The organism is Chryseobacterium sp. CY350 (assembly GCF_027945075.1).
GTDB lineage: Bacteria > Bacteroidota > Bacteroidia > Flavobacteriales > Weeksellaceae > Chryseobacterium.
In genome coordinates this window covers 1,768,674-1,794,744 of the sequence record NZ_CP116034.1, presented here as the reverse complement: position 1 = coordinate 1,794,744, position 26,071 = coordinate 1,768,674, and the positions used below count along the sequence as shown (strand labels likewise).

The following is a 26,071-nucleotide window of genomic DNA, read 5'->3' as shown; positions in this document are numbered from 1 at the left end:
ACAATGAAAATTCAAAATAAAATCCTTCTAATAACAGGCGGTACAGGTTCATTCGGAACTGCTGTACTCAACAGATTCTTAAAAACAGACCACTTCAAGGAAATCCGTATTTTTTCTCGTGATGAGAAAAAACAGGATGACATGCGAAATTTGTACAAAAACGATAAAATAAAATATTATATAGGTGATGTTAGAGATTTCTCAAGTGTAGAACCGGCAACCAGAGGTGTAGATTATATCTTTCATGCTGCAGCGTTGAAACAAGTTCCATCTTGTGAATTTTTCCCGATGCAGGCAGTGAAAACTAATGTTGAAGGAACTCAGAATGTTATTCGTGCAGCCACTGCAAACAAAGTACAGAAAGTAATTTGTCTGTCGACAGATAAAGCAGCTTATCCTATCAATGCGATGGGAATTTCTAAAGCAATGATGGAAAAAGTTGCTGTTGCAGAATCCAGAAATACAAATGATACAGTGGTTTGTCTTACCCGTTATGGAAATGTAATGGCTTCAAGAGGATCTGTTATTCCTTTGTTTTTAAATCAGATTCAAAAAGGTGAGCCTATTACAATCACAGATCCGAATATGTCACGTTTTTTCATGTCATTGGAAGATGCTGTAGATTTGGTTTTATTTGCCTTTCAGCATGCAAATCCGGGAGATTTATTTGTTAATAAAGCTCCAGCTGGAAGCATAGGTGATTTGGCAAAAGCTTTAATTGAACTCACAGGTAAAGATGTTCCTGTAAAAGTAATCGGAACCCGTCACGGCGAGAAATTATATGAAACACTTTGTACCCGGGAAGAAATGGCAAAAGCTGAGGATATGGGAGATTTTTACAGAGTACCAGCAGACAACCGAGATTTGAATTATGCACAGTATTTCTCTGAAGGTGAAGAAGAAGTTGCCCAGATTGAAGATTATCATTCTCACAATACAAAGCAGGAAGGCGTTGAAGGTCTGAAAAAACTGATTTCCACTTTGCCTTTAATCAGAAAAGAAGTTTTTGGAGAAGATGTGATGCAATATCCTTATTAGAAATAATAAGATGAAGTTAAGTATAAAAAGTAAAATTGATGCTTTTAGAAGGAAAGAAACATCAGGACGAAAGAGGAATTATTACTTTTAATAATGACTTTGTTGCTTCACAGATAAAAAGCATCTACACTATCGAAAATCATTCTACAGATTTTATTCGTGGCTGGCAAGGTCATAAAGTAGAACAGAGATGGTTTGCTTGTATGAAAGGAAGCTTTGAAATTTCTGTAATTGCAGTAGATAATTTTACAAATCCTTCAAAAGATTTAACAATTCAGAAATATCTTTTAAAAGATGATGCGCTAACTTACCTTCGTATTCCTGCGGGATATATTACAGCAATTCGGGCAAGAAATGGCAAAAGTAAATTGCTGGTTTTAGCTGACCATGAAATGGGAGAGATCAGCGATGAGTACAGATACAGTTTAGATTATTTTAATAATATATAAGCATAACATTTTAACTAATGGGTGTTTTGCAATGGTTTAAGTTTGCTAAAAGCATTTAAAAATGAAAAAAATCGGAATTACCGGTCAGAATGGTTTTGTCGGAAGACATTTATACAATACTTTGGGCTTATTTCCTGAAGAATTTGAAAGAGTTGATTTTAAAAAAGAATATTTTGAAGATCAGGTTGAATTAGATCAATTTGTAAAGCAGTGCGATGTGATTGTACATCTTGCTGCGATGAACCGTCACGAAAGTGAGCAATTTATCTATGAGACCAATGTTGGTTTGGCTCAAAAGCTGGTAGATTCTTTAAAAAGAACTGATTCAAAAGCTCATGTAATGATTTCTTCTTCTACGCAGGAAGAAAGAGATAATTTATATGGGAAATCTAAAAAAGAAGGAAGAGAAGCATTGGTAAACTGGGCCAATGAAAATGGTGGAAAAATAACAGGATTAATTATTCCTAATGTTTTTGGTGCTTTCGGAAAACCTTTCTACAATTCTTTTGTTGCTACTTTCTGTCATCAGTTAACACATGGAGAAACTCCGACGATTGCTACAGATGGAGAAGTTAAATTAATTTACGTTCAGGAATTGGTTGATACGATTATTAGTGAAATCAGAGAAGGTAATAGTAAACCAGAATTCTTTATTGAACCTACCACAACTAAAAAAGTTTCTGAAGTCTTAGCATTATTAAATGATTATAAAACGAAATATTTTGACGGCGGAGAAATTCCTGTGATCAATGATTCTTTCGAACATAATTTATTCAACACTTACCGTTCTTATATTGATCATAAAACACATTATCCGGTAAAATTTACTCAACATACAGATCCTCGCGGAGCTTTTGTTGAAGTGATCAGACTTGGAATTGGCGGACAATGTTCGTTTTCAACCACAGTTCCGGATATCACAAGAGGAAATCATTATCACACAAGAAAAATTGAGCGTTTTGCTGTAATTAAGGGTAAAGCATTGATTCAATTAAGAAAAATAGATACTGACGAAGTTTTAGATTTTTATCTTGACGGAAATGAGCCTGCTTATGTAGATATGCCGATCTGGTATACTCACAACATTAAAAATATTGGAGAAGAAGAATTATATACGATCTTCTGGATCAATGAAGCATTCAACCCAGAAAATTCAGACACTTATTTTCTTGAAGTATAATTTGTAATTAAATTTAATATTAAAAGCTGAAAGTAATTGCTAAAAACGAAAGCCGTCAGCAAAAAGCTATATAATGAAAAAACTTAAAGTAATGACGGTCGTTGGTACACGACCTGAAATCATTAGATTATCAAGAGTATTAGATGCTTTAGATGCATCTGAAGCAGTAGAACATATCATCGTTCATACTGGGCAAAACTATGATTACGAATTGAATCAGATCTTTTTTGAAGATCTAGGACTTCGCAAACCCGATTATTTCTTGGAAGCAGCTGGAAAAACAGCAACAGAAACTGTCGGAAATATTTTAATTAAAATTGATCCTTTATTAGAAGAATTAAAACCTGATGCATTTTTGGTTTTAGGAGATACAAACTCTTGTCTGTGTGCAATTCCTGCAAAGAAAAGACATATTCCTATTTTCCATATGGAAGCTGGAAACAGATGTTTTGATCAGAGAGTTCCTGAAGAAACCAACCGTAAAATTGTAGACCATACTTCTGATATCAACCTTACATATTCAGATATTGCGAGAGAATATCTTTTAAGAGAAGGATTGCCTGCAGATAGGATCATCAAAACGGGTTCGCCTATGTTTGAAGTTTTGAATCATTATTTACTACAAATTGATGCTTCAAAGGTACTTGAAAAACTAAATTTGGAGGAGGGGAAATTTTTTGTAGTTTCATCTCACCGAGAAGAAAATATCAACTCTGAGAAAAACTTTAGAGGATTGATGGATTCTTTGAATGCTATCGCTGAAAAGTATCAATTTCCAATCATCGTTTCCACTCATCCGCGTACAAAAAACATGATTGACAAAATGCAGATTGAAATGCGTCCTGAAATTCAATTTTTGAAGCCTTTAGGCTTTCACGATTATAATGCTTTGCAAAAAAGAGCTTATGCCGTACTTTCAGATTCGGGAACAATTTCAGAGGAATCATCTATCTTAAATTTCAGAGCTCTAAACATTCGCCAGGCGCACGAAAGACCTGAAGCAATGGAAGAAGCAAGCGTAATGATGGTTGGCTTGTCTCCAGAAAGAGTTTTGCAGGGTTTGACTCAGGTTTTACAACAAAAAGTAGGAGCAGAAAGAAATTTCAGACCTGTTTCCGATTATTCGATGCCGAATGTTTCTGAAAAAGTGGTGAGAATTATTATTTCCTATACAGATTATATTAAAAGGACTGTTTGGTCAGAAGAAATTTAAGAATGAAATCGCAAATGTGATTACATATCGTTTTAAGACAATTTAAATCTGCATATGAATATACTTTTTTTGACTTTAGTTGAAATCAACTCTGTAGAAGACCGGGGTATTTATCAGGACTTGTTGCGAAAATTTCGTAAGGAAGGGCATGATGTTACCATCGTATCACCAGTTGAAAGAAGAAAGGGGATTTCTACTAATTTCAGTAAAAAAGAAGGGGTTTCAATTTTGCAGGTAAAGACATTTAATATTCAGAAAACCAATATTATTGAGAAAGGAATTGGAACTCTTGCAATAGAATATCAATATCTTTCAGCAATCAAAAATAATCTTAAAGATAGAAAATTTGATCTGGTTTTATATTCTACACCACCCATTACCTTTGCAAAGGTAATTGAGTTTGTAAAAAAAAGAGATCATGCAAAATCTTATTTACTTCTAAAAGATATTTTTCCTCAGAACGCTGTAGATATGAATATGCTTAAAAAAGATGGTTTTCTGCATAAACAATTTTTAAAAAAGGAAAAAAAACTGTATCAGATTTCAGATACAATAGGATGTATGTCTCCTGCAAATGTAGAATTTGTTCTAAAACATAATCCTGAAATCAACCGTAATAAAGTTGAAGTTAATCCGAACACAATAGAACCTGTTGTTTTTTCATATTCTGATGCACAAAAAAAATCTATTCGTGAAAAATATCAGATTCCTGCAAATAAAAAAGTTTTTGTTTACGGAGGTAATTTAGGAAAACCGCAAGGTTTAGATTTTTTATTAGAAACTATTCATACAACAAAATTTGAAGAGATATTTTTTCTGATAGTTGGTGATGGCACTGAGTTTCCAAAAATTCAGGATTGGTTCAATAATAATAAACCGGGTAATGCAAAACTTCTTCAACGGTTACCAAAAGATGATTATGATAAATTATTGGCAGCATGTGACGTAGGTTTAATTTTTCTAGATAAAAATTTCCTGATTCCTAATTTTCCATCAAGATTATTATCGTATCTGGAAATGAAAATACCTGTACTTGCTGCAACTGATGCAAATACAGACATCGGTGACATCATTGAGAAAGCGAATTGCGGATATAAAGTTATTGCAGGCAATAAGAACGAAATGCATATAAAATTAGAAGCTTTACTTCATAATGACTTGTGTAAATTGGGAGATAATGCTGAGAAACTTCTGATGAGTGAATATTTAGTCGACATATCGTACAATTTGATCATAGAAAAGATATAAGAATGTATAAAAATTATATAAAAAGACTGCTTGATTTCATGGTTGCATTTTTTGCATTATTGATTTTAAGTCCGGTCTTTATTATTGTAACAATTGGTTTGTATTTTGCAAACGATGGTAAGCCTTTCTTTTTTCAGGCTCGCCCGGGATTAAAAGAAAAAATTTTCAGAATCATCAAGTTTAAGACTATGAATGATAAGAAAGACATTCGGGGAAATCTTCTTTCTGATTCTGAAAGACTGACTCCTGTCGGAGCTTTTGTACGAAAAACATCTTTGGATGAATTGCCACAGCTTTTTAATGTTTTAAAAGGAGACATGTCTTTAATTGGTCCTCGTCCTTTACTTCCACAATATCTGTCCTTATATAACGATAATCAAAAACGCAGACATAATGTTCGACCTGGAATTACAGGTTGGGCGCAGGTAAACGGCAGAAATGCCATTTCCTGGACAAAGAAGTTTGAATTGGATGTTTGGTATGTCGATCATTTATCCGTAATTTTGGATCTTAAAATTTTCTTCCAAACAATAAATAAAGTATTTGTGAGAGAAGGAATTTCTGCCGAAGGTCAGGCTACAACAGAGGCATTTAATGGCTATAATTAAACTTAATGGGAGCAATAATCAAACATATAGAATATATTTTTCCTGAAAAAGGTTACACAAACGATGACCTTTCAAAACAGTTTCCAGATTACGATTTCACTAAATTTGATACTAAGGTTGGAATTAAAAAAAGATATTGGGTTAATGAAAGTGAAACAGCATTAGATTTGGCTGAAAAGGCATGTTTTAAACTCTTTCATAACTTTGATAAAGATATTGTAGATTTTATAATTTACTGTACTCAAAGTCCTGAATATATATTACCAACTACTGCTTGTATTCTTCAACAGAGACTAGGACTAAATACTTCAGTTGGTGCCTTTGATTTCAATTTAGGATGCAGCGGTTACATATATGGTTTGAGTATGGCAAAAGGTCTTATAGAAACTAAACAAGCTAAAAATGTCTTGTTAGTAACTGCCGAAACATATTCAAAATATCTTAATCCTGAAGATAAATCTAATCGCGGAATTTTTGGTGATGCTGCAACAGCTACGATAATATCTTATGATGAAGAAAATAATAATATTCAAAACTTTTTGTTTGGAACGGATGGTCTAGGATATGATAAATTGATTATTAAAAACGGAGCAAGTAAAAATAAAATAGAAACCAATTCAAAAGTAAAAGAATATGGTTCAGGTAATAGATATACAGATAATGAATTGTACATGGATGGCCCAGAGATTTTTAACTTCACAAGTGCCGTGATTCCTAAATTTACGCTGAATTTATTAGAAAAAAATAATGTAGAGATGGATGAGTGCAATTTGTTTGTTCTTCACCAAGCAAACCAATTCATGCTCGATTTTTTGAGAAAGAAAATTAAAGCTCCAAAAGAAAAATTCTATATTGATTTAGAAGACGGTGGAAATACCGTTTCGTGTACAATTCCAATTGCATTAAAGAGATGGAGTGATGGATATTCTGGCGAATTTCCAGTAGAAAATATTGCTTTAGTAGGATTTGGTGTAGGATTATCTTGGGGAGGAACTGTAATAAGTGTTGACAAAAAATTTTAATGAAAGATTTATATCTAATTGGAGCAGGAGGTTTTTCTACAGAGATTTTACATTTGGTAGAAATTATTCAGAAAGAAAAAAAACAGTGGAACCAGGTTTTTTTTATTGATGATAATCCTCAAATTCAAAATACTGAACTTCGTGGAGTGAAAGTTCTTGCAGGATCAGATTTTCTGATGACTATTGATTCTGAAATAGACATTGTAATTACTATAAATAATGTAAATACTAGAGAGATTATTATTAATAAATTAAAAGAAAATAATAAAGTATGTTTTCCAAATTTATTTTCGCCTCATGCGATTGTTGATTATGATTATATTAAAATAGGAGAAGGTAATATTGTGATGCATCATGTTATTCTTTCCACAAATTTGGAAATTGGGAGCTTTAATATATTCAATTCTTACACAGGAATAGGTCATGATTGTAAAATTGGTGATATCAACAGTTTTGGTCCCAGAGTTGCAATTTCAGGAGCTGTAACCATCGGCGATAAGAATGATTTTGGAGTAAATTCCATCGTTTTACAGAATAAAAATATTGGAAACAATAATAATATCTGGATGAATACAAGCATTATGCGAAATCTGAAGGATGGTAATACCTATTTCGGAATTCCCGCAAAAAAGATAAACTTATGATTAAGAATATCAATTATACAGATGAAAATGTACTCAACCAAGAGCTGGATGGAATTTTTCATAAAAGTTGGTTTTTTGTAGGGCTTTCAGATAAGCTGCAAAATAAAAATGATTATATCACTTATCGCTGTGGTTCTGTTTCAGTTTTTGTACAGAATTTTGGAGAGCAATTGAAATGCTTTTCAAATATATGCCTGCACAGATTTAATAACATTCATAAAGGAAATGAAGGCAACGGACATGTGATTTGTTCTTATCACAATTGGGTTTACGATGACAACGGTAATCCTATGGTGAGATCTGCCTGCTTAAAAGAAGAATTGACGTCTTGTAGCAGATCAAAATTAGAACAACATGAAGTAGAAATTTGTGGTAGGTTTGTTTTTGCGAAAGTTAACAAAAAAGATTCTGTTTCTTTGAAGGAATTTTTGGGAACTTTTTACGATAAATTATTTGAACTATCTTCTTTTTTTCAAGAAATTATCAATCACGAAACAATAGTTCTTAATCATAAAGCTAATTGGAAATTATTGGTAGAGAATGTCTTAGAATGTTACCACTGCAGCAGTGTTCACAAAGAAACATTAGTTCCTATCGGAATCGGGGGTAAAAAGCCTGAGAATCATTTTTACGAAAATGGACACGATAAAGTTGATTATCCTATTAGAACTACGGCGTTACAAACAGAGAGAGAAGCGAAATTGTCTTTTTTAACTAAAACTGAATATTCACATAAATCTTTGCAGCATTGGTATATATTTCCGAATCTATTCATTTCGAGTACTGCCGGAAATCTATTTTATGTCGGGAAATTATCGCCTGAAAAGCCTAATCTCACCAATTTATATGCAGAGTTTGTAAAGCCTACTTATACGGGTCTTACGAAAAAAGAAGGAATGCTACTCAATGCCTATGCTCAGGCTTCTTTAGACTCATCCAAGAGAGTTATTTTTGAGGACAGAGATATCTTGGAAGTTATCCAAAAAAATTTAAGTATTATCCTGAATGATAAACAAATATTTGGCGAAGAGGAATTTAGGATTGAGGCTTTTCATCAAAATATAAAAAATATTATTAATTATAAATAAAAATACAATGGAACAGTTTTTAGAAAACTTTTACGAATTATTAGAAGAAACAGATAGAGATGTAATTACTCCAGATACAGAATTCAAGAATCTGGATGAATGGAACTCGATGACTGCTTTAATGCTTATTGCAATGTTTGATGAACAGTATGAAGCTAAACTCAATGGAGATAGCATTAATAAAGCTAACACTTTGTCAGATTTATTTCAATTGACTCAAAAGTAGAATTATGGCATTATTCTCTATTGAAAATGTACGTATAGCTGGAGTTGTTTCTGCAGTCCCTACCCAAATTGTAAAAAATTTGGAGAACGATTTGTTTTCAACAAGAGACGAAGCAGAAAAATTTATCTCTGTTACCGGTATTGCTGAGAAAAGACATGTTGATAACGATACATGTACTTCAGATCTATGTATAAAAGCAGCCAATAATCTTTTAGAAAAGCTAAACTGGCAAAAGGAAGATATAGATGTTTTGATTATGGTTACCCAAACTCCGGATTTTCCTGTACCAAATACATCTATTATTATTCAAGACAAATTAGGACTTTCTAAAAATACAATTTGTTTTGATGTACCTCTAGGATGCAGTGGCTACGTTTACGGATTATCCATCTTATCAAATTTTCTTCAGAACGGACAACTCAAGAAAGGTCTTCTCTTGGTAGGAGATACTTTGAGTAAACAATGCTCACCGTTAGATAAAGCAACATATCCTTTATTTGGTGATGCAGGAAGTGCTACTGCCTTAGAATATTCTGTTGGCGGTAAAATGGATTTTAATTTGTGGTCAGACGGAAGCGGCTTCGGAGATATTATCGTTCCCGAAGGTGGATATCGAAACCCTTTTACTGAAGAATCTTTGGTTTTAAAGGAAGATAAAGACGGAAACATGCGTTCGGGTATTAATACGTACATGAATGGAACTAATGTTTTTTCTTTCGGAATAGGAACAGTGACTCAGGAATTGAAAAAATTTATTGAGCATTTTCAAGTTGATAAAGAGCAAGTAAAATATTTTTATTTCCATCAAGCAAATCGTTTTATGAACGATATGATCAGAAAAAAGATAAAGCTTACAACAGAACAAGTTCCTTATTCTTTGGATAAATATGGTAACACGAGTTCTGCAACAATTCCCATGACAATGACAACCCAAGATACAAATCTTGAAAAAACTGAAGTTGTAATGTGCGGTTTTGGAGTAGGATTGAGTATCGGTATTGTAAGGATGAATTTTGATAAAGGAATAATCAACGATTTAATTGAATATTAATGAATGCATTTTCGCTAGAAAATAAAACAATTTTAGTAACTGGTGCTACATCAGGAATAGGTTTTGAGGTTTGTAAACAAATCTTTAACGCAGGAGGAAACTTTATCGGTTTAGGAAGAAAAACAGATCAGCTGGATCAGTTTATTAAAGAAAATAATATACAAGGTTCCTCTTCAAGATTTTTGGATGTTACGCAATTAGATACTATCCCGGCATTAGTTGAATCTTTGGAAGTGAAAATTGACGGTTTTGTACATTCTGCAGGTATTGTAGAAAACAATCCTATTCAATTTTTTAATGAAGAATTATATAACAAAATCAGAACAGTAAATCTAGACTCTGCTTTGGTTTTTATTTCTCATTTACTAAAAAAGAAAAAATTCAATAAACCGGCATCTATTGTTTTTGTGAGTTCAATATCAGGACTTTACGGAATGAAAGGCAATGGTCTGTACGGAATTACAAAAGCAGCATTGGGAATTATGGCAAAGACATATGCTAATGAATTGGCTTTCAAAAAGATCAGGGTAAATACAGTTGCTCCGGGAATGGTAAATACTCAGATTACTTTGGATGCGAGCAGCTTTTTGTCTGAAGAAGTAATTAATGAAGATAAGAAAAAATATCCTTTGGGTTATGGAGAGCCGGAAGATGTTGCATTGCCAATTGTTTTCCTTTTATCAGAAGCTAGTAAATGGATTACAGGTCAGGATCTAATCCTCGATGGAGGTAGAACTGCAATTATATAATAAAAAAGCCTTACAAATGGACTGCCCCCAAAAAGTTAGACACTTTTTAGGGGCATTTTTATTTATGGTACAATCAAAATATAGTTTAACCTGAGTTCGGTTTAAGCAAAATTTAAAAATAATTGACCGTCATTTACTTTTTTCAAATTAAGTGACGGTTTTTTTGGAAAGAAACAGTATGCTGTAAGCCCTCCCAGAATATTCATTATAAAATTGTTCACACTGCGATGTCTCGTGTGTTCAACCTGACAGTGATTCTTCAATTCATCATTTATGGTTTCGATGATGGCTCTTTTTCTGAGCAAAATCTTGTCTTCCATAGTCATAATATGATTTTTCATATTCTTTCTAAGTTTGGTAAAGAGTTGAATTCCATCTGCAAAAAGCATCTCCCACAAGGTTTTTGAAAGGTATCCTTTATCGGCAAACAATTTCCCAAACAGTTGCTTGGTCATCTTCTTAATGTGTGTCGGATTTCGATCATCCACATTTCCTTTTGTCACATAAAAAGATAAAAGTTCTCCCTTTTCATTGCATACCAAATGCAGTTTAAAACCGTAGAACCAACCCATTGAGGATTTTCCGCGTTCTGCTAAACCTTTGACAACTTTATGATTATGTATTCTTTGGTTTCTGCAAACTTTCAAAGTTGTACTATCCATAAAGCTTATTCCTGTGCATTTTTCCAGACATTTTTCTTTTAAAAATAAGGCAAAAACAACAAAACATCTTTGTTGAAGTTCGATAAACCTATTGTAGGAAAGACTGTTTGGAAACAGATCTTTCCAATATCCACAAACTATTTCTTTGTAATAATGCTTAAACGTTTTGTGAGCTCCTAAATGAAAACCGATCATGATTGTGATAATTTCAGAATCAGACATTTTTGAATTTCTGTTCCTTCTCTTCTTGCTATCTCCTAACGCATCAAGCTTTAATTTTTTAATTTGCGCATCAAACTCTTTACAAAAATCATCAATTTGTACAAAAATATTTGTAATTTGGTCTTTCAAATTCATAGCAATAAATCGTTTAAATATTTGAATGTCAGAAACTTAAATATACGAATTATTGCTATTTTTTACAAATTATATTTCATTTTTTATCCCGAACTCAGGTTAATTACTATAACAACGACAGAATAAGACTCAATTTAAAAGGAAAGAGTCCGGTACAGTACCGAACTCTTTATTATCAAAATATTATTTAATTTTGTCTAAACTTTGGGGTGCAGTCTACAAATTAAAATTGTAAGGCTTTTTTATTTAAATATTTGATTATTAAGAATTAAATAATATCATAATTAATCTCAATTTTATCTGAAACCGGATAAGACTGGCAAACGACAATTTTACCTTCATCAATTTCAGCATCCGAAAGAACTTCATTTTTTACCATATTCACTTCTCCTTTTGTCAGCACGCACAAGCAAGTACTGCAAATTGCATTTTGGCAAGAATAAGGAATATCAAAACCTGCATCTAAAATAGAATCCAACAACAATGTATTTTTGTCTACGCTAATAGTTTCTTCTTCACCATCTAGAATAAGTTTAACGATCGTTTCACCCGAATTTTCCGAAACAACAGCTTTATTTTGCTCACAAGTTTGTGGTGAAAAGAAAAGCTCGAACAAAATATTTTCTTTCTTAATATTTTGAGATAAAAAAGTGTTTGTTGTATTTTTTATCAAATCTTCAGGACCACAAACGTAAAATTTTTCAATCGTCGAGAAATCATGATTTTGAAGTGTTTCAAGAATAATTTTTTGATTTATTCTCCCAAAATGAGAACCTTCAATCTTTTCCTGAGTGTAAAATTTAATGACTTTAAATCTGTCGTTAAAATCTCCTTCTAATTTTATAATTTCCTTATTAAATATTGTTTGTTCTTCACTTTTGTTCCCGTAAAACAATATAATTTGATCATTACTAAAAGAAAGAATCGATTGAATAATTGAAAAAATCGGCGTGATCCCACTTCCCGCAGCAACCGCAACAATTGTTTTTGATTTTTCATTTGTCGGTTCGTAACAAAAATTACCTTCCGGTTCAGAAACCTCCAATATATCTCCTGCTTTTACATTTTCCTCAACATATTTTGAAAAAATTCCGTTCGGAACAGATTTTACAACAACCTGAAAGGTTTCTGCTTCATTTGAAATCGACGAGATGGAGTAGCATCTTCGTATTTCTTCACCATCAATATTACATTTTATTGTAATGTATTGACCAGCTTTAAAAGCAAAAGATTCTCTTAATTCTGAAGGAATATCAAATAATAATGAATAAGCTTTGGAAGTTTTTTTAGAGATTTCTTTTACAACTAAAGAATAGAATTTCTGCATTTTTTAATGTAAATAAATAATTATATACAAATTTACAAAAATTTTCAGAACTTTATTTGAGATATACTAAATTTGCGAAATAATTAAAACTATGCAAGATAAAATCTGGCTATCTTCCCCACACATGGGAGGAACTGAACTGAAATATGTAAATGAAGCATTTGCTGCAAACTGGGTGGCTCCTTTAGGACCCAATGTAGATGGTTTTGAAAAAGATTTAGAAACATATTTAAATGCTGATGTAAAAGTGGGAGCTCTTTCTGCAGGTACAGCAGCATTGCATTTGGCTTTGATTCAATGTGGAGTAGAATATGGTGATGAGGTAATCTGCCAGTCGATGACGTTTTCTGCCTCCGCCAACCCAATTACATATTGCGGTGCAACTCCAATTTTTGTAGATTCAGAAAAAGATACGTGGAATATGTGTCCGGTTGCTTTGGAAGAAGCGATTCAGGATAGAATTTCAAAAGGTAAAAAACCAAAAGCGATTATTGTTGTGCATTTGTACGGGATGCCCGCTAAAATGGATGAAATTACAGCTATTGCGGAGAAATATGAAATTCCTATTATCGAAGATGCTGCAGAAGCATTAGGTTCAACTTATAAAGGAAAAGCTTGCGGAACTTTCGGACGTTTCGGTATTCTATCTTTTAACGGGAATAAAATTATTACGACTTCGGGTGGTGGAGCTTTGGTTTGCCATACGCAGGAAGATAAGGATCAAGCAGTGTTTCTCTCAACTCAGGCGAGAGACAACGCTCCACACTATCAGCATTCCCATATCGGTTACAATTATCGCATGAGTAATATTGTTGCAGGAATAGGCCGTGGGCAAATGGAAGTTTTGCATGATAGAGTTGAAGCACGCAGAAAAATGCATCATTTCTACGTTGATATTTTTAGTAATATTGACGGTGTTGAGGTTTTTTCTGAACCTTCAGAAGATTTTTATTCCAATCACTGGCTGTCTGCAATTTTGGTTGATGCAATAAAAACAGGTAAAACTAGAGAAGATTTGAGGCTTGCCTTTTTGGAAGATAATATTGAATCCAGACCGCTTTGGAAACCAATGCATATGCAACCAATCTTTGCTGATGCACCGTATTATGGTAAAGATGTAGCAGAAAAATTGTTTGATAATGGCTTATGTTTACCTTCTGGTTCAAATCTTTCGGACGATGACCGAGCAAGAATCAAAAAAGTTATCACAGATTTTTTTATTAAATAATTTTCAGTTTAATTAAAATTAATATGTACTATAACTGTTTGCTTTTCATTAAGTAAACAGTTTTTTTTGTTATTGACAAACCTATTAAAAAGCACGCCTAGATTCACAGATCATTTTATTTATATATATTTGTGAATCAATTCAGCACAAGTGAAGAAATATCCATGGTGGAAAGCAATAATGGACTACGGATTAAGTTTCGTGGCGATCTGTATTTTACTACCCATTCTTCTTATTATTCTTATCGTTGCATCAGCTGATACTGGTTTCCCCGGCATTTTTATGCAAAAAAGAATTGGACGCGAAGGCAGAATTTTTACAATCTATAAATTTCAGACCTACCATTCAAAAAATGCCACAAAATCAAAAATTGGTTTATGGCTCAGAAAAACAAAACTTGACGAATTGCCCCAACTTTTTAATGTTTTAAAAGGAGATATGTCACTTGTTGGTCCACGACCAGATATTCCTGGTTATTACGATCGACTGCAAGGTGCTGATCGTAAAATTTTAGAACTAAAGCCAGGACTGACGAGTGATGCAGGAATCGAATTTAGGAACGAAGAAGAAATTCTGAATATGCAGGAGAATCCGTTGAAATATAATGACGAAATTCTCTTCCCCCAAAAAATTAAAATGAATTTAATGTACTATCATCATCTCTCTTTTAAAAAAGATGCACAGATTTTGCTTAGGACATTCTCGGTTTTAAATAAATAAAGCCGTTCAAAAATATGAAGTGTACAATGCAGTTGTTTTATAAAATGACTTTTATCTCAGCATCATTTTTCTGTAGTAAAGCACATGCTCAAACGGAAATAAAAGTCAATGCTCCTTTTGTTCCGATCGGAATGATCAATATTGCAGCCGAAAAGGCTTTGAATAATAAAATTTCTATTCAGGCAGAAGGATTTATATCGCCATGGAAATCCTTTGCTGGCAAAAATCTGCAAATTTATATGGGGACTTTGGAAGGGAGATATTATTTTAAAGATGTGATGAAAGGTTGGTATGTTGGTGCTTATGGAAGCATTGCTGCGTACAATCTCCAGAAATGGAATTATTTTCAGGCAAAACCTGTCTTGAACGAAGACGGTAGTCCGCAACTTTTAGCAGATGGAGGTGTACGTATTACTGAGAGATATCAAAAAGGTTTAGCCTTTGTCATCGGAGTCAGTGGCGGATATCATTTTACAATCAACGAAAATTTGGGATTAGATCTTTACGCTGGAGTAGGAACATCTCAATCACTTTATAGAGGATATCTGAAGGATAATAATGAGCGATATGACGGTTCTTCAAGATGGAATAAAAGTGGCGAAATCATTCCGACAAGAGGAGGTTTGATGTTGACTTACGAGTTGGGAAAAAATAAATTTAATCGTAATTAAAGGTTAATTTTACAAATATTTTAGTACTTAATATGTAAATTATCATCAATGTATTTAATTGCTACAATTAAAAAATATATGTAAATTGCGGAACTTATTAAAAGAAGTAAACAAAGATGCGATTACGTAATTTGCAAACAAAAATTCCTGAAAATAAAGATGTAAACGCATCTGAAGCTTTGAAGCCTTATATAAAAAAATGGTACCTATTTATTTTATCAGTTTTTTTGTTTATAGTATTAGGATTTCTAATTATTAAATTTTCTACTCCAATCTATCAAATACAAACTAAAATTCTTATTAAAGATGCGAAAAAGTCGTCAGGTGGCTCGCCTGAAGCGTCGTTGCTTCAAGGGCTTACTGGTTTAGGGGGAATGCCCGCTAATAGTATAGAGAATGAAATTGAAGTGATTACTTCTAAAAAGATTGCTGAGAAAGTTGTGAAAAATCTTAATCTGCAAATATCAATTTATAATAGCGGTAAGTTTTATGATCAAGAGCTGTTTAATGAAACTTCTCCAATTACAGTAAATATTGTTGCAGAAAATGCTTTTGAAGATGCACCAAAAACTCCTATAAAAATATCTTTTACTAATGATGATGTAATATTGGATTCAAAAGATTTTGGAATATTAAGAACTAAATTTAATAAATTAATAAGATATAAATTTGCGAGCTTTATAATTACTAAAAATAGAAATTATAATCCACGAAAAACTAGAAAACTCGGGAATTTAAATGATCTCTTCTTTACTTACTCTTCTTTTGATGATGCAACAGATAATCTACAGAAACTAAATGAAGTTAAAATTGTAGAAAAGGAATCCACAGTTTTAGGACTGAGAATGCAATATCAGGAACCTGAAAAAGCGATTGCGATACTTAATGGTTTAGTAAGTTTTTACAATGAAGATGCAATTATTGATAAAAATATAGAAGCAAGAAAAACTGAAGAGTTTATTGATGACAGAATTACTATTATTTCGCAAGAACTAGGAGAAGTAGAAAATAGGAAAGAAAAATACAAGGTTGAAAATAAGACTATAGATTTAGCTAGGGAAGCACAGCTAAGTCTTCAGTTGTCAACAAGTGCCAAGAATAAGCTTTTAGATATTGAGACACAGATTGAAATTTCAAACATCTTATTATCCTCTCTTCAAAAAAATGATTTACGTCACGTATTACCTACAAATATTGGACTTGATAATGATGCTGCAACTTCAAATATAAGTGCCTACAATAAGCTTGTTTTAGACCGGAATAGGTTGCTTGAGAATGGCACATCTGAAAACCCTATAGTAAAAGAAATCACACAGCAATTAACAACCCTAAAAAATGGCGTTAATGAGAGTTTAGTTAGGGCTAAAAATAATCAGATGGTCATAAAAGATCAATTTTCTTCTGAAATTTCTAAGAGTCAAGCTAATTTGGTGGGAATTCCTGCTAAGGAAAAAATATTTAGAAGTATCGAAAGACAACAGGAAATCAAAGAAAATCTGTATCTTTTACTTTTGCAGAAGAGAGAAGAATCTGCTATTTCAAAAGCAATAACCTCGGAAAAGGCAAGAATAATAGATTCTGCATATAAATTAAAAAAACCTGTTTCACCAAAAAAAATATATATACTACTTGGATCTCTATTTTTAGGTCTTTTTTTACCTTTCGCTTACATATATATACGTGAATATTTTGATAATAAAATCAAGATTAGAAAAGATCTTTCTAAGCTATCTAATAATCCTGTACTGGGAGAGATTCCAACTCTGAAAAAAAATGATGATGAAATTGTTATTAAGTCGCCACTTAGCCCAATGGCAGAATCATTCAGGATTCTTATAACAAACATGAATTTTCTGCTTTCAAAAAATTTAAATATAAATAAAGGTAAAGTTATATTTGTAACCTCATCTGTGAAAGGAGAAGGTAAAACATTTGTTTCATTAAATTTAGCACTTTTGTTAGCGACACCGTCAGAAAAAGTCGTTATCATAGGATCTGACATAAGAAATCCCCAATTGCAAAGATATGACGAACAAAAGAGAGGTGTAAGCGGTCTTACGGAATATTTGGCCTCATCAGAAACTGAGATGGATACGATCATACATCAATCTGTCTTTAATAGCAATTGTGATGTAATCTTTTCAGGTACAATACCACCAAACCCTACAGATTTATTGAATAATGGAAGATTTAATGAACTTATTGGACGATTAAAACTGCGATATGACTATATTGTGGTTGATACCGCACCACTTATGTTGGTAACTGACACAATGTTAATTTCTCATATTGCGGATACGACGCTTTATGTAACGAGATCTGGATATTCAGAAAAAAGCTACATCGATTTTGTTAACAATGCAGTCGAAGAGAAAAGAATTCAAAACGTTGGTTTTGTTTTAAATGATATAGCTCTAGGACTTCTTGGCTACGGCAATAAGTATGGATATGGTTATACCGCAACAGAACAAAAGTGGTGGCAGAAGTTTTTTAAATAAATATTGATAAATGGAAATCAGAAAATTTTTCCGTACAATAGGACTCGATTCTGCTCTTTTTTTTACTTTGCTTTTTAGAGGATTACAAGCTGTTGGTACAATCTTTACAATATTTTTCATCGCTACGTTCTTAAATAAAGAAGAACAGGGATATTATTATACATTTGGAAGCATTCTTGCTATTCAAGTTTTCTTTGAACTTGGCATTACTGCAATAATTACTCAGTTTGTTGCTCATGAGATGGGCAGTATTTCGTTATATAACTATGATATAAAAGTAGATACAAAAGCTGGCTCAAGATTATCATCATTATTAAAGTTTTGTGTAAAATGGTTTTTTTGCATTTCGCTTTTATTATTTGTAACTTTGATTATTGTAGGTTTCTTTTTTTTTAATAATTTCAGTAATGCACAGTCTATAGATTGGCATATACCCTGGATTATTTTATGTTTGTCTACAGTAATAAATCTTTTTTATACGCCAATACTGGCATTTATTGAAGGTTTGGGTTTTGTTGCAACTTCATCAAAAATACGTGCGATACAACAACTCATCGTTATTTTTGCAAGTATTTTGCTGCTTTTTTCCGGTATGGGTTTATATGCCAATCCTTTTGCATTATTAATTTCCGCGTTTGTACCTCCATCATTTATTTTATTTTCTAAGTTAAACCCAATGTTGTTAAAAGTTTGGCGTAATAAAATAATACATAAAGTAGATTACATAAGAGAAATTTTTCCACTTCAGTGGAAAATAGCACTTAGTTGGGCAAGCGGCTATTTTATTTATCAATTATTTAATCCTATCATTTTTGCGACCGAAGGCGCAGTTATTGCTGGGAAAGTTGGTATCTCGCTTGCTTTTATAAATGGGATATTAACAATATCATTAAGTTGGATGAATATAAGAATACCACAGTTTTCAAAATTAATTGCGCAAAGTAAATTTTATGAGTTAGATGTGGTATTTAAGAAGAATTTTATGTTGGCTAATATTTTCAGCTTTACAGGTTTATTAGTCGCAATTCTCTTTATAGCATATTTAAATTATTACAATATGGAAATTGAAAATCGATTTTTATCTTTTATTCCTTTTTCAATTTTGGCAATCTCAGCATTTGTTAATCAATTTATTGGTGGTCTTGCAATATATTTAAGATGCCATAAAAAAGAACCTCTACTTATATACTCTCTTGCAATAGCAATAGTAACGGCATCTTTCTTTTTAATACTTGGTAAAAAAGGTGGTCTTATGGGAGTAGTGTGGAGTTATTTTTTTATAACTTTTTTTATAAGTTTGCCGTGGGTAGTGTACACATTTATTTCTAAAAGAAAACTTTGGCATAAAGCATGTTGAATCAGAAAAGTTTGATGGAAGATATTAATAAAATTTTAGCAATTTCAATTCCTACTTATAATCGGGCGGGTATACTTTCTGAAAATCTTGCGATCATTATTGAAGAATGTCTATTTAATAATGTTCCTATTTATATATTTGATGATAGCTCAAATGATGATACGAAAAATATTGTTGAAATCTTCAAGAAAAAATACTCTTATATTTTTTATACAAAAAATAAGAACAGATTGGGTCATGATCTCAATTGTATAAAAAGTCTTTCTACCCCTCAACAAGATTATATTTGGTATTTGGGTGATTCGATGTTGATTTATAAAAATTCCATAGGTCGGATTTTGTCCATTATTCAATCAGAAAACTCTGATTTCATCTCTTTTAAAGAAAAGAATAGACGTGTAGATATTAGCTCAAAAAATTATCATCGGGCAAAAAATATATTTGTAGATTTGGCTTGGCATCTTACAATGACCGGAACAACTGTTTATCGTAGATCATCTTTAAGATTTGAAAATTTTGATATTAGGAAGTTTAAGAATTTCCCACAATTAGCACTTATTTTTAATAGCTTCATAGACAATGAAAGTAAACTGTATTGGTTTTCAGAGAGTCTGATTTATGGTAATTTAAGTAAAAAAAGTTACTGGACAAATAACGTTTTCGAAGTCTTTTTCACCGACTTAGAGTCGGCGTACTCAAATTTCCCTCAGAATTTTCCTCAGAATCTGATAGATGACTCGGTAAAATCACACTCTATAAAATCGAAACTTTTTGGTTATCATAGCTTTGTGAAAATGCGAATAAATGATGTTTTAAATTATAAGATATATTGTTCTTTAAAAGGAAGTTTTACAAAATACACTGGTATTAATAATTGTTTACTAATAATACTATCTATTTTTCCTAAAAGATTTTTAAAGCTTTTGTACATTTTATTAAGATTTTTTGTACCCGAAAAAAAACAGATTTTATGATCGTTGAGTCTATCTTTTTAATGTATACAGTACTGCTTTTATTTATCTGTTTTCCCACTGATATAAAAAATGCTAAAAATGTGATTTTTTGGTTTTTACTTGTTGTTTTTATTTTAATAGCGGGTCTTCGTCCGGAAAATTCTGATAAAGACAGTGATATTTACTATAATGCATGGCACTATGCTTTTTATGGAGCCATTATAGAAGTTTCCTTCGTTTTTATAAGAGATATTTTGAGATATACACTAGAATTACCAATTCGATCTATTTTGATAGTTTATGCATTGCTTGGTATTTCAATAAAGTTTTTTGCTATAAAGAGAATTAGTGACTTATTTTTATTATCTCTACTCGTATATTTTTCGCATTACTATATTCTACATGATTTAACTCAAATCAGGGCTGGCGTTGCTGTAGCTTTCTTTTTATTTTCAATTCCCTACATATATGAAAGAAATTTAGTAAAGTTTTTACTGTGTATAGGATGTGCAATTATATTTCATTATTCAGCATTTTTTTTGCTATTTATATATTTCGTTAATCCTAAAAAAGAAGAGAAAATATATGGATACCTAATTCCTTTGGGTTATCTCATATATTTTTTAGGTTTTAATGTTATTATTGAGATACCAATACCTTATTTTCAAGAAAAGCTCAAGCTTTATCAGGCAGGTGTGGAAAGCGGTAACAAGCAAGACAGTACAATAAATGTATTTAATTATGCTATGATCATAAAAATAGTATTTTTTTATATAATGTATTTTTTTAGGAATAAATTTTTAAACGAGAATAAGTACGCATTATTATTTATTAAAATTAATGCAGTGTCAATTTTTGCATTTGCTGCGTTGGCTGTAATACCGGCAATATCCTATAGAATTCATGAACTTTTCAATGTTGCGGAAATTGCGTTGATTCCTTTAGGTATTTATATATTCAAAAATAAATTTGCAGGATATACCTTTGTAATTGTATATACTTTAATATATTTGCTTTTGAACATATTATATAATGAGTTAATTGTAAACACTACATTTATATGAAAGTAGCCGTTTTGTTGGCGACCTACAATAGTGAAAAATATCTTGCTGATCTCCTAGATTCGTTAGTTGATCAAACTTATCGCAATTGGGAGCTTACCGTAAAAGATGATGGATCGAGTGATAGCACTTTATCGATTTTAGCTGATTATCAAAAGAGGGATCACAGAATAAATGTATTAAAATCAGATGAGATCAATTTGGGACCAGCAATTACTTTTATGAAACTTCTAAGTTATGTTGAAGCCGATTATTATTTTTTTTGTGATCACGACGATGTCTGGTTGGCTGATAAAGTACAAAAGACGTTAGTTGTTTTGCAGGAGTGTGAAAAGGAAAATCCAGACATTCCCATAGTTGTGCATACAGATTTAAAAGTTGTCAACAAAGATCTACATGTAATTAACCCCTCATTTTGGAAGTCTTCTGGCATCAAACCATATTTGCTGAAAAAAAAGGGTATATCGGAGGTATTTAATTTCGTGACAGGCTGTACAATGTGCTTTAACAGAAAGATAAAAGAAATAGTTTTCCCTTTTCCCCATAATATTCCTATGCATGATTGGTGGATAACTTTATGTGTGATTAAACACAAAGGAAGGGTTGTAGAAATTGAAGAGCCTCTAATTCTTTATCGTCAACATTCGCATAATGAAGTTGGGGCAAGACAAGTTGGATTAAAATATTTTTTCTTAAAATTACTAAACTGTCATACAACTTTTAAAAAGCAATTTGAGCACATTAAATTTCTGAAAGAAATTAACGGACTTGGCGTTGCCGGTTATTACTATTACAAAATTTATTATACACTTATAAGGAAATTGTAATATGATAAAAGCTAATACACTCAAATTTTATTTAATGCTCCTAATAGAGTTTTTGTTCCTCCCCTTATTGTATTTAAAAAATTTTATTTTGAATATAAGCAGCAGCAAAAAATATAAAGAAATTTTAAAAGAGAGAAAAAAGGTTACAAATCCTATTGTTTATGTTAATATACACGAATGGGGTGGATATGCTCTTGAGAGGTGCAAATTTGTAAGCACAATACCAGAATTTAAATGTGGTTTAAAATTTCAATTAGAAAGATTTAATAAGGAAAAGAAGTATAATAAAGTGCATATTAATGTTTCCATTTCAGAAATACGTAAACATCAGAATATTAAATTTGTAGAGCAGCATTCGGATAATATTCTAGACGTGGTAAATGAAGGGATGGACTTTTCTGGTTACTCATCCTTTTACAATACTATAAAACATGAAGAGAATTGCTTTGTTATACTTACCAATTCTTCAGTAGAATGTTCACAAGATCTTTTTTTAGATGGTTATATAGATTATATGAAGGAAAATAAAGATGTAGGAATTCTGGGTGTATCTTATTGCACAAAGATGATACAGACTTTTGTAAAGAATAATTTTACACCTCACCTCCAAAGTTTTTTTTATCTAACAACATCAGACGTTCTAAAAGAAATAGTAGAGTTTAATAGAGGGTTTCCCGGTGAAAAAATTGATCACAAACTTTTATTAATTAGAAAGGGTGAGATTAAAATGTCTAATATAGTTCTAAAGCTTGGTTATAATTTAGCTGTTGTTACAGAGGACGGGAATGTTTATAAATTTTGCACAAATTCTATATATGATAATGCGTTTAATGCTTGGAAACTTAAATGGGGTGATGTGAGGCTTCAAAATAAAATACCCAATAAAATTAATCCAATTGTAAAGCAATGAAAATTACGGGAAGTATTGTGTTATATCAAAATGATCGTCAGATTCTAAAAGATGCTATCAATAGTTTTCTTGCAACGAGTCACAAATGTGTCCTATACTTGATAGATAATTCCCCAACAGATGATTTGAGATCAATATCAGAAGATGATAGAATTGTTTACATATTTAATCAAATGAATCTAGGATTTGGAAAAGCACACAACATAGCAATAAATAAAAGTTTACAATCTCATTCTAATGATTATCATTTTATCTTAAATCCTGATATTTATTTTAAAAAAAAAGATATGGATAGTATGATCACATTTATGGAAGAGAATAAAAATATCGGTCATCTTATGCCTAAGATTAAATATCCTGATGGTAATATACAGTATCTGTGTAAAAGGAATCCCACCCCTATGGATCTTTTTGCTCGTAGATTTTTGCCAAAAGCAGTGCAGAAGATATTTAAAAAGAGAATGGATTATTATGAATACAGAGATTATGATTATGATAAAATAATTTATGATGTGCCTTATTTTTCTGGTTGTTTTATGCTTTTTAGAAATTCGGTATTAAATGTAGTTGGAGGATTTGATGAACGAATTTTCATGTACATAGAAGATGCTGATATTACAAGGCGGTTTTTACAAGTTTCTAATACTGTATATTATCCTGACGCAGAGGTCTTTCATCACTACGGTAAAGGATCGTACAAAAATTTTAAATTGATGCTGTATAATATTCATGGGGCATATATTTATTTCAAAAAATGGGGATGGTAGACCACAGGTATTTTCTTCTTAAATATTAAAATGTTGTAGATTTGAACAATTTAGAAAAATACAAACACGAATTGAAGAGTGCAAAAATATTTAGATAAATACAGGAATAAGAAAAGATGTCTTTTCGTTAATGTAAGTGAAACTTCATTTAAATTGATCAATGGATATAAGCTAAATAAACTGTACAAGCCGATAATATATTCCAATGATCATTTAAAAGACATTGGTGAGTATGTTCGTAGATTGAACATTAAGATTGTTATTATAGATAATACCAGGGTAAATCATATATCTGAAAAAAATATTGAAATTCTAAGTAGTCTAAAGATGATTGGTGTAGAAGTCTTAGATGCTCAACACTTTTATGAAATACTGAATAGAAGGGTTTCATTAGTGAAGTTTAATCCACATAAATATCATGTGGATGATATTTTTTCTATTGGTATAAGTCCTTCGCAAGCTGTTTTAAAAAGATTTTTAGACTTATTTGCGGCAGTCTTATGCATTCCAATTGCCCTTCCGTTAATTTTGTTGGGAATCAGTTTTGTAAAAATATCTTCAAAAGGAAATGCTTTTTTTATCCAAGAACGTATTGGTGAGAACTCCAAACCGTTTTATATTTATAAAATCAGAACAATGGAAGATATAGTCAATATGGATGGTTCTGTGGATAAGAAAATTACTCGTGTAGGGAAGTTGTTAAGGCAGACTAAAATCGATGAATTACCACAGCTGTATAATATTTTTAATGGCGATATGAGTTTAATAGGACCTCGCCCGGAGACATATAGGTATGTTATTGAGGCAGTTAACGAAAATGCTTTCTTTAATCTTAGACATTTAATTAAACCTGGAATAACTGGATGGGCACAGGTACATCTTCCTAAAGCTACACCCAAAGATAATTTAAAAAAATTAGAATTCGATTTATATTACATAAAAAATTACTCTATTCTTTTAGATATCGAAACAATCATGAGAACAATAAGAATTATACTAACTATGAATAGTAATTAATTTATATGTCCAAGATAAAGATTTCATTCAGTATATTTTTATGGCATTCGTTGTGCTTTGCTCAAGAAATTCCAATATTAGGATTTATTGGAATTCCTGAAAAATATGCCAACTCAGCGAATTATACCAAAATGAAGAATGCGGGAATTTCAATTAGTTTGATGACGTTTTCAAGTCATGAAAATGCTATCAAATCGCTTGAAGAAGCTGAGAAGGCTGGTATGAAATTAATTCTCGCATACCCAGAACTTTATTCTAAACCAGAAGAAGTTGTTCCAAAAATAAAAATATATGCTGCCTTTAAAGGCTACTTTATGGGAGACGAGCCTTCCCCAAAAGAGTTTACAAATTACACTCAATTTGCAGGAAAGATCAGTAAGTTTGATAATTCACATATTTTCTATACAAATTTATTTCCTAATTACGTCTCTGCCGAAAGTATTGAAAAATTCACCTATGAAAATTATATAAATTTAGCAGTAAAAAAATTGCCATTAACCTTTATTTCATTCGACCATTATCCAATTATCAACAATGCAATTCGAAACAATTTTTTTGAGAATTTAGAAGTAATCAGAAGAATATCACTTTTACATAATAAACAGTTTTGGGGATTTGCATGTTCCACGATTCATCTTGATTATTTACAGCCAACAATTTCTGGGATTAAACTGCAAAATTTTGCAAATTTACTATATGGCGCGCAAGGTTTACAATACTTTACGTATTGGACAATGAGTTCGGATCCAAATTGGAGAAAAAATAATTATTCTTATGCAATCGTTGATGAAAAAGGTAATCCGACGCCAACATATGAAATAGTTAAGAAAGTCAATCAACAAATTCAAAGACTAGCTTGGGTTTTTCTTGACTCAAAGTCTGATGCAATTTTTCATACTGGAACTACGGTTCCAAAAGGTACAGTAAAGCTAACAACAATACCAAAAGAATTTAAATATTTTTCAACTAATGGAAAAAATGCCTTAGTCTCCCTAATGTCTAACGGTAAGAAGAAATTTATAATTATTCAAAATACTTCGCTCATTGAAAATTTTTCCTTTGAATATCAGTTAAAAAAAGAAATGAAAATAGTTGATAATTCTTCAGGAAAAACAAAAAATGTAGCAATGTCTAAAAAAAATAAATCAACAATTTTGCCAGGAGATATTTTGATATTTACCCACGAAAATTAAATAAATA

Annotated in this window: 27 protein-coding genes; 25 read left to right on the top strand and 2 right to left on the bottom strand. The window is 31.5% G+C overall.

Translation table 11 applies throughout. From position 1 onward, the window contains the following. The first annotated feature begins 3 nt into the window (after nt 1-3). The 12 genes from PGH12_RS08225 to PGH12_RS08170 all read left to right on the top strand — a co-directional run bounded on the left by PGH12_RS08225 (nt 4) and on the right by PGH12_RS08170 (nt 10,516). On the top strand, nt 4-1,038 hold the full coding sequence (locus PGH12_RS08225; protein WP_267600084.1) for a polysaccharide biosynthesis protein: 1,035 nt from the start codon (nt 4-6) through the stop codon (nt 1,036-1,038). 38 nt (nt 1,039-1,076) lie between these two features. Further along, nucleotides 1,077-1,487 (top strand): WxcM-like domain-containing protein, encoded by a 411-nt coding sequence (locus PGH12_RS08220; RefSeq protein WP_267600085.1) that lies wholly within the window; start codon nt 1,077-1,079, stop codon nt 1,485-1,487. Between the two features lie 61 nt (nt 1,488-1,548). Next, nucleotides 1,549-2,667: a polysaccharide biosynthesis C-terminal domain-containing protein gene (locus tag PGH12_RS08215; RefSeq protein ID WP_267600086.1), complete on the top strand. Its 1,119-nt coding sequence runs from the start codon at nt 1,549-1,551 to the stop codon at nt 2,665-2,667. A 73-nt stretch (nt 2,668-2,740) separates the two neighbouring features. After that, the gene (gene wecB / locus PGH12_RS08210; RefSeq protein ID WP_267600087.1) at nt 2,741-3,880 is read left to right on the top strand and encodes a non-hydrolyzing UDP-N-acetylglucosamine 2-epimerase; all 1,140 of its coding nucleotides are present in this window, start codon (nt 2,741-2,743) and stop codon (nt 3,878-3,880) included. A 54-nt stretch (nt 3,881-3,934) separates the two neighbouring features. Continuing rightward, nucleotides 3,935-5,128: a glycosyltransferase family 4 protein gene (locus tag PGH12_RS08205; protein WP_267600088.1), complete on the top strand. Its 1,194-nt coding sequence runs from the start codon at nt 3,935-3,937 to the stop codon at nt 5,126-5,128. 2 nt (nt 5,129-5,130) lie between these two features. Continuing rightward, nucleotides 5,131-5,736: a sugar transferase gene (locus tag PGH12_RS08200; protein WP_267600089.1), complete on the top strand. Its 606-nt coding sequence runs from the start codon at nt 5,131-5,133 to the stop codon at nt 5,734-5,736. Nucleotides 5,737-5,741: 5 nt separating this feature from the next. Beyond that, nucleotides 5,742-6,758, top strand: coding sequence for a ketoacyl-ACP synthase III (locus PGH12_RS08195; protein WP_267600090.1), 1,017 nt, complete (start codon nt 5,742-5,744; stop codon nt 6,756-6,758). Continuing rightward, nucleotides 6,758-7,402: a PglD-related sugar-binding protein gene (locus PGH12_RS08190; RefSeq protein WP_267600091.1), complete on the top strand. Its 645-nt coding sequence runs from the start codon at nt 6,758-6,760 to the stop codon at nt 7,400-7,402. The genes PGH12_RS08195 and PGH12_RS08190 overlap by 1 nt, the downstream gene beginning before the upstream one ends. Then, a complete protein-coding gene (locus tag PGH12_RS08185) occupies nt 7,399-8,490 on the top strand; it encodes an aromatic ring-hydroxylating oxygenase subunit alpha (RefSeq protein WP_267600092.1) in 1,092 nt (363 codons plus the stop codon). The genes PGH12_RS08190 and PGH12_RS08185 overlap by 4 nt, the downstream gene beginning before the upstream one ends. 7 nt (nt 8,491-8,497) lie before the next feature. Beyond that, nucleotides 8,498-8,716, top strand: a complete 219-nt coding sequence (locus PGH12_RS08180) for an acyl carrier protein (RefSeq protein ID WP_267600093.1) — start codon at nt 8,498-8,500, stop codon at nt 8,714-8,716. 4 nt (nt 8,717-8,720) lie between these two features. Further along, nucleotides 8,721-9,767 (top strand): ketoacyl-ACP synthase III, encoded by a 1,047-nt coding sequence (locus PGH12_RS08175; protein ID WP_267600094.1) that lies wholly within the window; start codon nt 8,721-8,723, stop codon nt 9,765-9,767. Further along, nucleotides 9,767-10,516, top strand: coding sequence for an SDR family NAD(P)-dependent oxidoreductase (locus PGH12_RS08170; protein ID WP_267600095.1), 750 nt, complete (start codon nt 9,767-9,769; stop codon nt 10,514-10,516). The genes PGH12_RS08175 and PGH12_RS08170 overlap by 1 nt, the downstream gene beginning before the upstream one ends. Nucleotides 10,517-10,617: 101 nt before the next feature. Here the strand turns inward: PGH12_RS08170 and PGH12_RS08165 are convergent, their stop codons facing one another. Continuing rightward, the gene (locus PGH12_RS08165) at nt 10,618-11,535 is read right to left on the bottom strand and encodes an IS982 family transposase (RefSeq protein WP_442867855.1); all 918 of its coding nucleotides are present in this window, start codon (nt 11,533-11,535) and stop codon (nt 10,618-10,620) included. 17 nt (nt 11,536-11,552) lie between these two features. Between PGH12_RS08165 and PGH12_RS19140 the strand changes: the two genes are divergently transcribed. Then, entirely contained in the window at nt 11,553-11,726 is a 174-nt protein-coding gene (locus PGH12_RS19140; RefSeq protein WP_420710261.1) for an IS3 family transposase, read from the top strand. A gap of 77 nt (nt 11,727-11,803) precedes the next feature. Here PGH12_RS19140 and PGH12_RS08160 read toward each other — a convergent pair whose 3' ends face one another. After that, complete coding sequence (locus PGH12_RS08160; RefSeq protein WP_267597697.1) at nt 11,804-12,862, bottom strand: ferredoxin--NADP reductase; 1,059 nt, start codon at nt 12,860-12,862, stop codon at nt 11,804-11,806. A 91-nt stretch (nt 12,863-12,953) separates the two neighbouring features. Between PGH12_RS08160 and PGH12_RS08155 the strand changes: the two genes are divergently transcribed. From PGH12_RS08155 to PGH12_RS08100, 12 genes are all read left to right on the top strand, one after another. Further along, on the top strand, nt 12,954-14,090 hold the full coding sequence (locus PGH12_RS08155) for an aminotransferase class I/II-fold pyridoxal phosphate-dependent enzyme (protein ID WP_267597696.1): 1,137 nt from the start codon (nt 12,954-12,956) through the stop codon (nt 14,088-14,090). 150 nt (nt 14,091-14,240) lie between these two features. Continuing rightward, the gene (locus tag PGH12_RS08150) at nt 14,241-14,810 is read left to right on the top strand and encodes a sugar transferase (RefSeq protein WP_324290966.1); all 570 of its coding nucleotides are present in this window, start codon (nt 14,241-14,243) and stop codon (nt 14,808-14,810) included. Nucleotides 14,811-14,824: 14 nt separating this feature from the next. Next, the gene (locus PGH12_RS08145) at nt 14,825-15,481 is read left to right on the top strand and encodes a DUF3575 domain-containing protein (RefSeq protein WP_267597695.1); all 657 of its coding nucleotides are present in this window, start codon (nt 14,825-14,827) and stop codon (nt 15,479-15,481) included. Nucleotides 15,482-15,597: 116 nt separating this feature from the next. Further along, nucleotides 15,598-17,979 carry a GumC family protein gene (locus PGH12_RS08140; RefSeq protein ID WP_267597694.1) on the top strand — a complete coding sequence of 794 codons (2,382 nt, stop codon included), beginning with the start codon at nt 15,598-15,600 and terminating at the stop codon, nt 17,977-17,979. A gap of 10 nt (nt 17,980-17,989) precedes the next feature. Further along, nucleotides 17,990-19,336: a polysaccharide biosynthesis protein gene (locus PGH12_RS08135; RefSeq protein WP_267597693.1), complete on the top strand. Its 1,347-nt coding sequence runs from the start codon at nt 17,990-17,992 to the stop codon at nt 19,334-19,336. Beyond that, entirely contained in the window at nt 19,330-20,310 is a 981-nt protein-coding gene (locus tag PGH12_RS08130) for a glycosyltransferase family 2 protein (protein WP_267597692.1), read from the top strand. Before PGH12_RS08135 ends, PGH12_RS08130 begins: the two co-directional genes overlap by 7 nt. Next, entirely contained in the window at nt 20,307-21,353 is a 1,047-nt protein-coding gene (locus PGH12_RS08125) for an EpsG family protein (protein ID WP_267597691.1), read from the top strand. The genes PGH12_RS08130 and PGH12_RS08125 overlap by 4 nt, the downstream gene beginning before the upstream one ends. Continuing rightward, a complete protein-coding gene (locus PGH12_RS08120; RefSeq protein WP_267597690.1) occupies nt 21,350-22,177 on the top strand; it encodes a glycosyltransferase family 2 protein in 828 nt (275 codons plus the stop codon). Before PGH12_RS08125 ends, PGH12_RS08120 begins: the two co-directional genes overlap by 4 nt. Nucleotides 22,178-22,265: 88 nt before the next feature. Then, nucleotides 22,266-23,087 carry a hypothetical protein gene (locus tag PGH12_RS08115; protein WP_267597689.1) on the top strand — a complete coding sequence of 274 codons (822 nt, stop codon included), beginning with the start codon at nt 22,266-22,268 and terminating at the stop codon, nt 23,085-23,087. After that, nucleotides 23,084-23,854, top strand: coding sequence for a glycosyltransferase (locus PGH12_RS08110; protein ID WP_267597688.1), 771 nt, complete (start codon nt 23,084-23,086; stop codon nt 23,852-23,854). Before PGH12_RS08115 ends, PGH12_RS08110 begins: the two co-directional genes overlap by 4 nt. 78 nt (nt 23,855-23,932) lie before the next feature. Next, on the top strand, nt 23,933-24,871 hold the full coding sequence (locus PGH12_RS08105) for a sugar transferase (RefSeq protein ID WP_267597687.1): 939 nt from the start codon (nt 23,933-23,935) through the stop codon (nt 24,869-24,871). A 5-nt stretch (nt 24,872-24,876) separates the two neighbouring features. Further along, on the top strand, nt 24,877-26,064 hold the full coding sequence (locus tag PGH12_RS08100) for a hypothetical protein (protein ID WP_267597686.1): 1,188 nt from the start codon (nt 24,877-24,879) through the stop codon (nt 26,062-26,064). The last annotated feature ends 7 nt before the right edge of the window (nt 26,065-26,071 follow it).

What these genes read in the sequence shown, in the direction of transcription:
- PGH12_RS08205 (WP_267600088.1), top strand. Translation starts at nt 3,935, where the DNA reads ATGAATATACTTTTTTTGACTTTAGTTGAAATCAACTCTGTAGAAGAC.
- PGH12_RS08155 (WP_267597696.1), top strand. Translation starts at nt 12,954, where the DNA reads ATGCAAGATAAAATCTGGCTATCTTCCCCACACATGGGAGGAACTGAA.
- PGH12_RS08165 (WP_442867855.1), bottom strand. Translation starts at nt 11,535, where the DNA reads ATGAATTTGAAAGACCAAATTACAAATATTTTTGTACAAATTGATGAT.
- PGH12_RS08110 (WP_267597688.1), top strand. Translation starts at nt 23,084, where the DNA reads ATGAAAATTACGGGAAGTATTGTGTTATATCAAAATGATCGTCAGATT.
- PGH12_RS08170 (WP_267600095.1), top strand. Translation starts at nt 9,767, where the DNA reads ATGAATGCATTTTCGCTAGAAAATAAAACAATTTTAGTAACTGGTGCT.
- PGH12_RS08220 (WP_267600085.1), top strand. Translation starts at nt 1,077, where the DNA reads ATGCTTTTAGAAGGAAAGAAACATCAGGACGAAAGAGGAATTATTACT.
- PGH12_RS08135 (WP_267597693.1), top strand. Translation starts at nt 17,990, where the DNA reads ATGGAAATCAGAAAATTTTTCCGTACAATAGGACTCGATTCTGCTCTT.
- PGH12_RS08195 (WP_267600090.1), top strand. Translation starts at nt 5,742, where the DNA reads ATGGGAGCAATAATCAAACATATAGAATATATTTTTCCTGAAAAAGGT.
- PGH12_RS08215 (WP_267600086.1), top strand. Translation starts at nt 1,549, where the DNA reads ATGAAAAAAATCGGAATTACCGGTCAGAATGGTTTTGTCGGAAGACAT.
- PGH12_RS08175 (WP_267600094.1), top strand. Translation starts at nt 8,721, where the DNA reads ATGGCATTATTCTCTATTGAAAATGTACGTATAGCTGGAGTTGTTTCT.
- wecB (WP_267600087.1), top strand. Translation starts at nt 2,741, where the DNA reads ATGAAAAAACTTAAAGTAATGACGGTCGTTGGTACACGACCTGAAATC.
- PGH12_RS08140 (WP_267597694.1), top strand. Translation starts at nt 15,598, where the DNA reads ATGCGATTACGTAATTTGCAAACAAAAATTCCTGAAAATAAAGATGTA.
- PGH12_RS08130 (WP_267597692.1), top strand. Translation starts at nt 19,330, where the DNA reads ATGTTGAATCAGAAAAGTTTGATGGAAGATATTAATAAAATTTTAGCA.
- PGH12_RS08100 (WP_267597686.1), top strand. Translation starts at nt 24,877, where the DNA reads ATGTCCAAGATAAAGATTTCATTCAGTATATTTTTATGGCATTCGTTG.
- PGH12_RS08200 (WP_267600089.1), top strand. Translation starts at nt 5,131, where the DNA reads ATGTATAAAAATTATATAAAAAGACTGCTTGATTTCATGGTTGCATTT.
- PGH12_RS08145 (WP_267597695.1), top strand. Translation starts at nt 14,825, where the DNA reads ATGAAGTGTACAATGCAGTTGTTTTATAAAATGACTTTTATCTCAGCA.
- PGH12_RS08120 (WP_267597690.1), top strand. Translation starts at nt 21,350, where the DNA reads ATGAAAGTAGCCGTTTTGTTGGCGACCTACAATAGTGAAAAATATCTT.
- PGH12_RS08180 (WP_267600093.1), top strand. Translation starts at nt 8,498, where the DNA reads ATGGAACAGTTTTTAGAAAACTTTTACGAATTATTAGAAGAAACAGAT.
- PGH12_RS08190 (WP_267600091.1), top strand. Translation starts at nt 6,758, where the DNA reads ATGAAAGATTTATATCTAATTGGAGCAGGAGGTTTTTCTACAGAGATT.
- PGH12_RS08185 (WP_267600092.1), top strand. Translation starts at nt 7,399, where the DNA reads ATGATTAAGAATATCAATTATACAGATGAAAATGTACTCAACCAAGAG.
- PGH12_RS08225 (WP_267600084.1), top strand. Translation starts at nt 4, where the DNA reads ATGAAAATTCAAAATAAAATCCTTCTAATAACAGGCGGTACAGGTTCA.
- PGH12_RS08160 (WP_267597697.1), bottom strand. Translation starts at nt 12,862, where the DNA reads ATGCAGAAATTCTATTCTTTAGTTGTAAAAGAAATCTCTAAAAAAACT.
- PGH12_RS08125 (WP_267597691.1), top strand. Translation starts at nt 20,307, where the DNA reads ATGATCGTTGAGTCTATCTTTTTAATGTATACAGTACTGCTTTTATTT.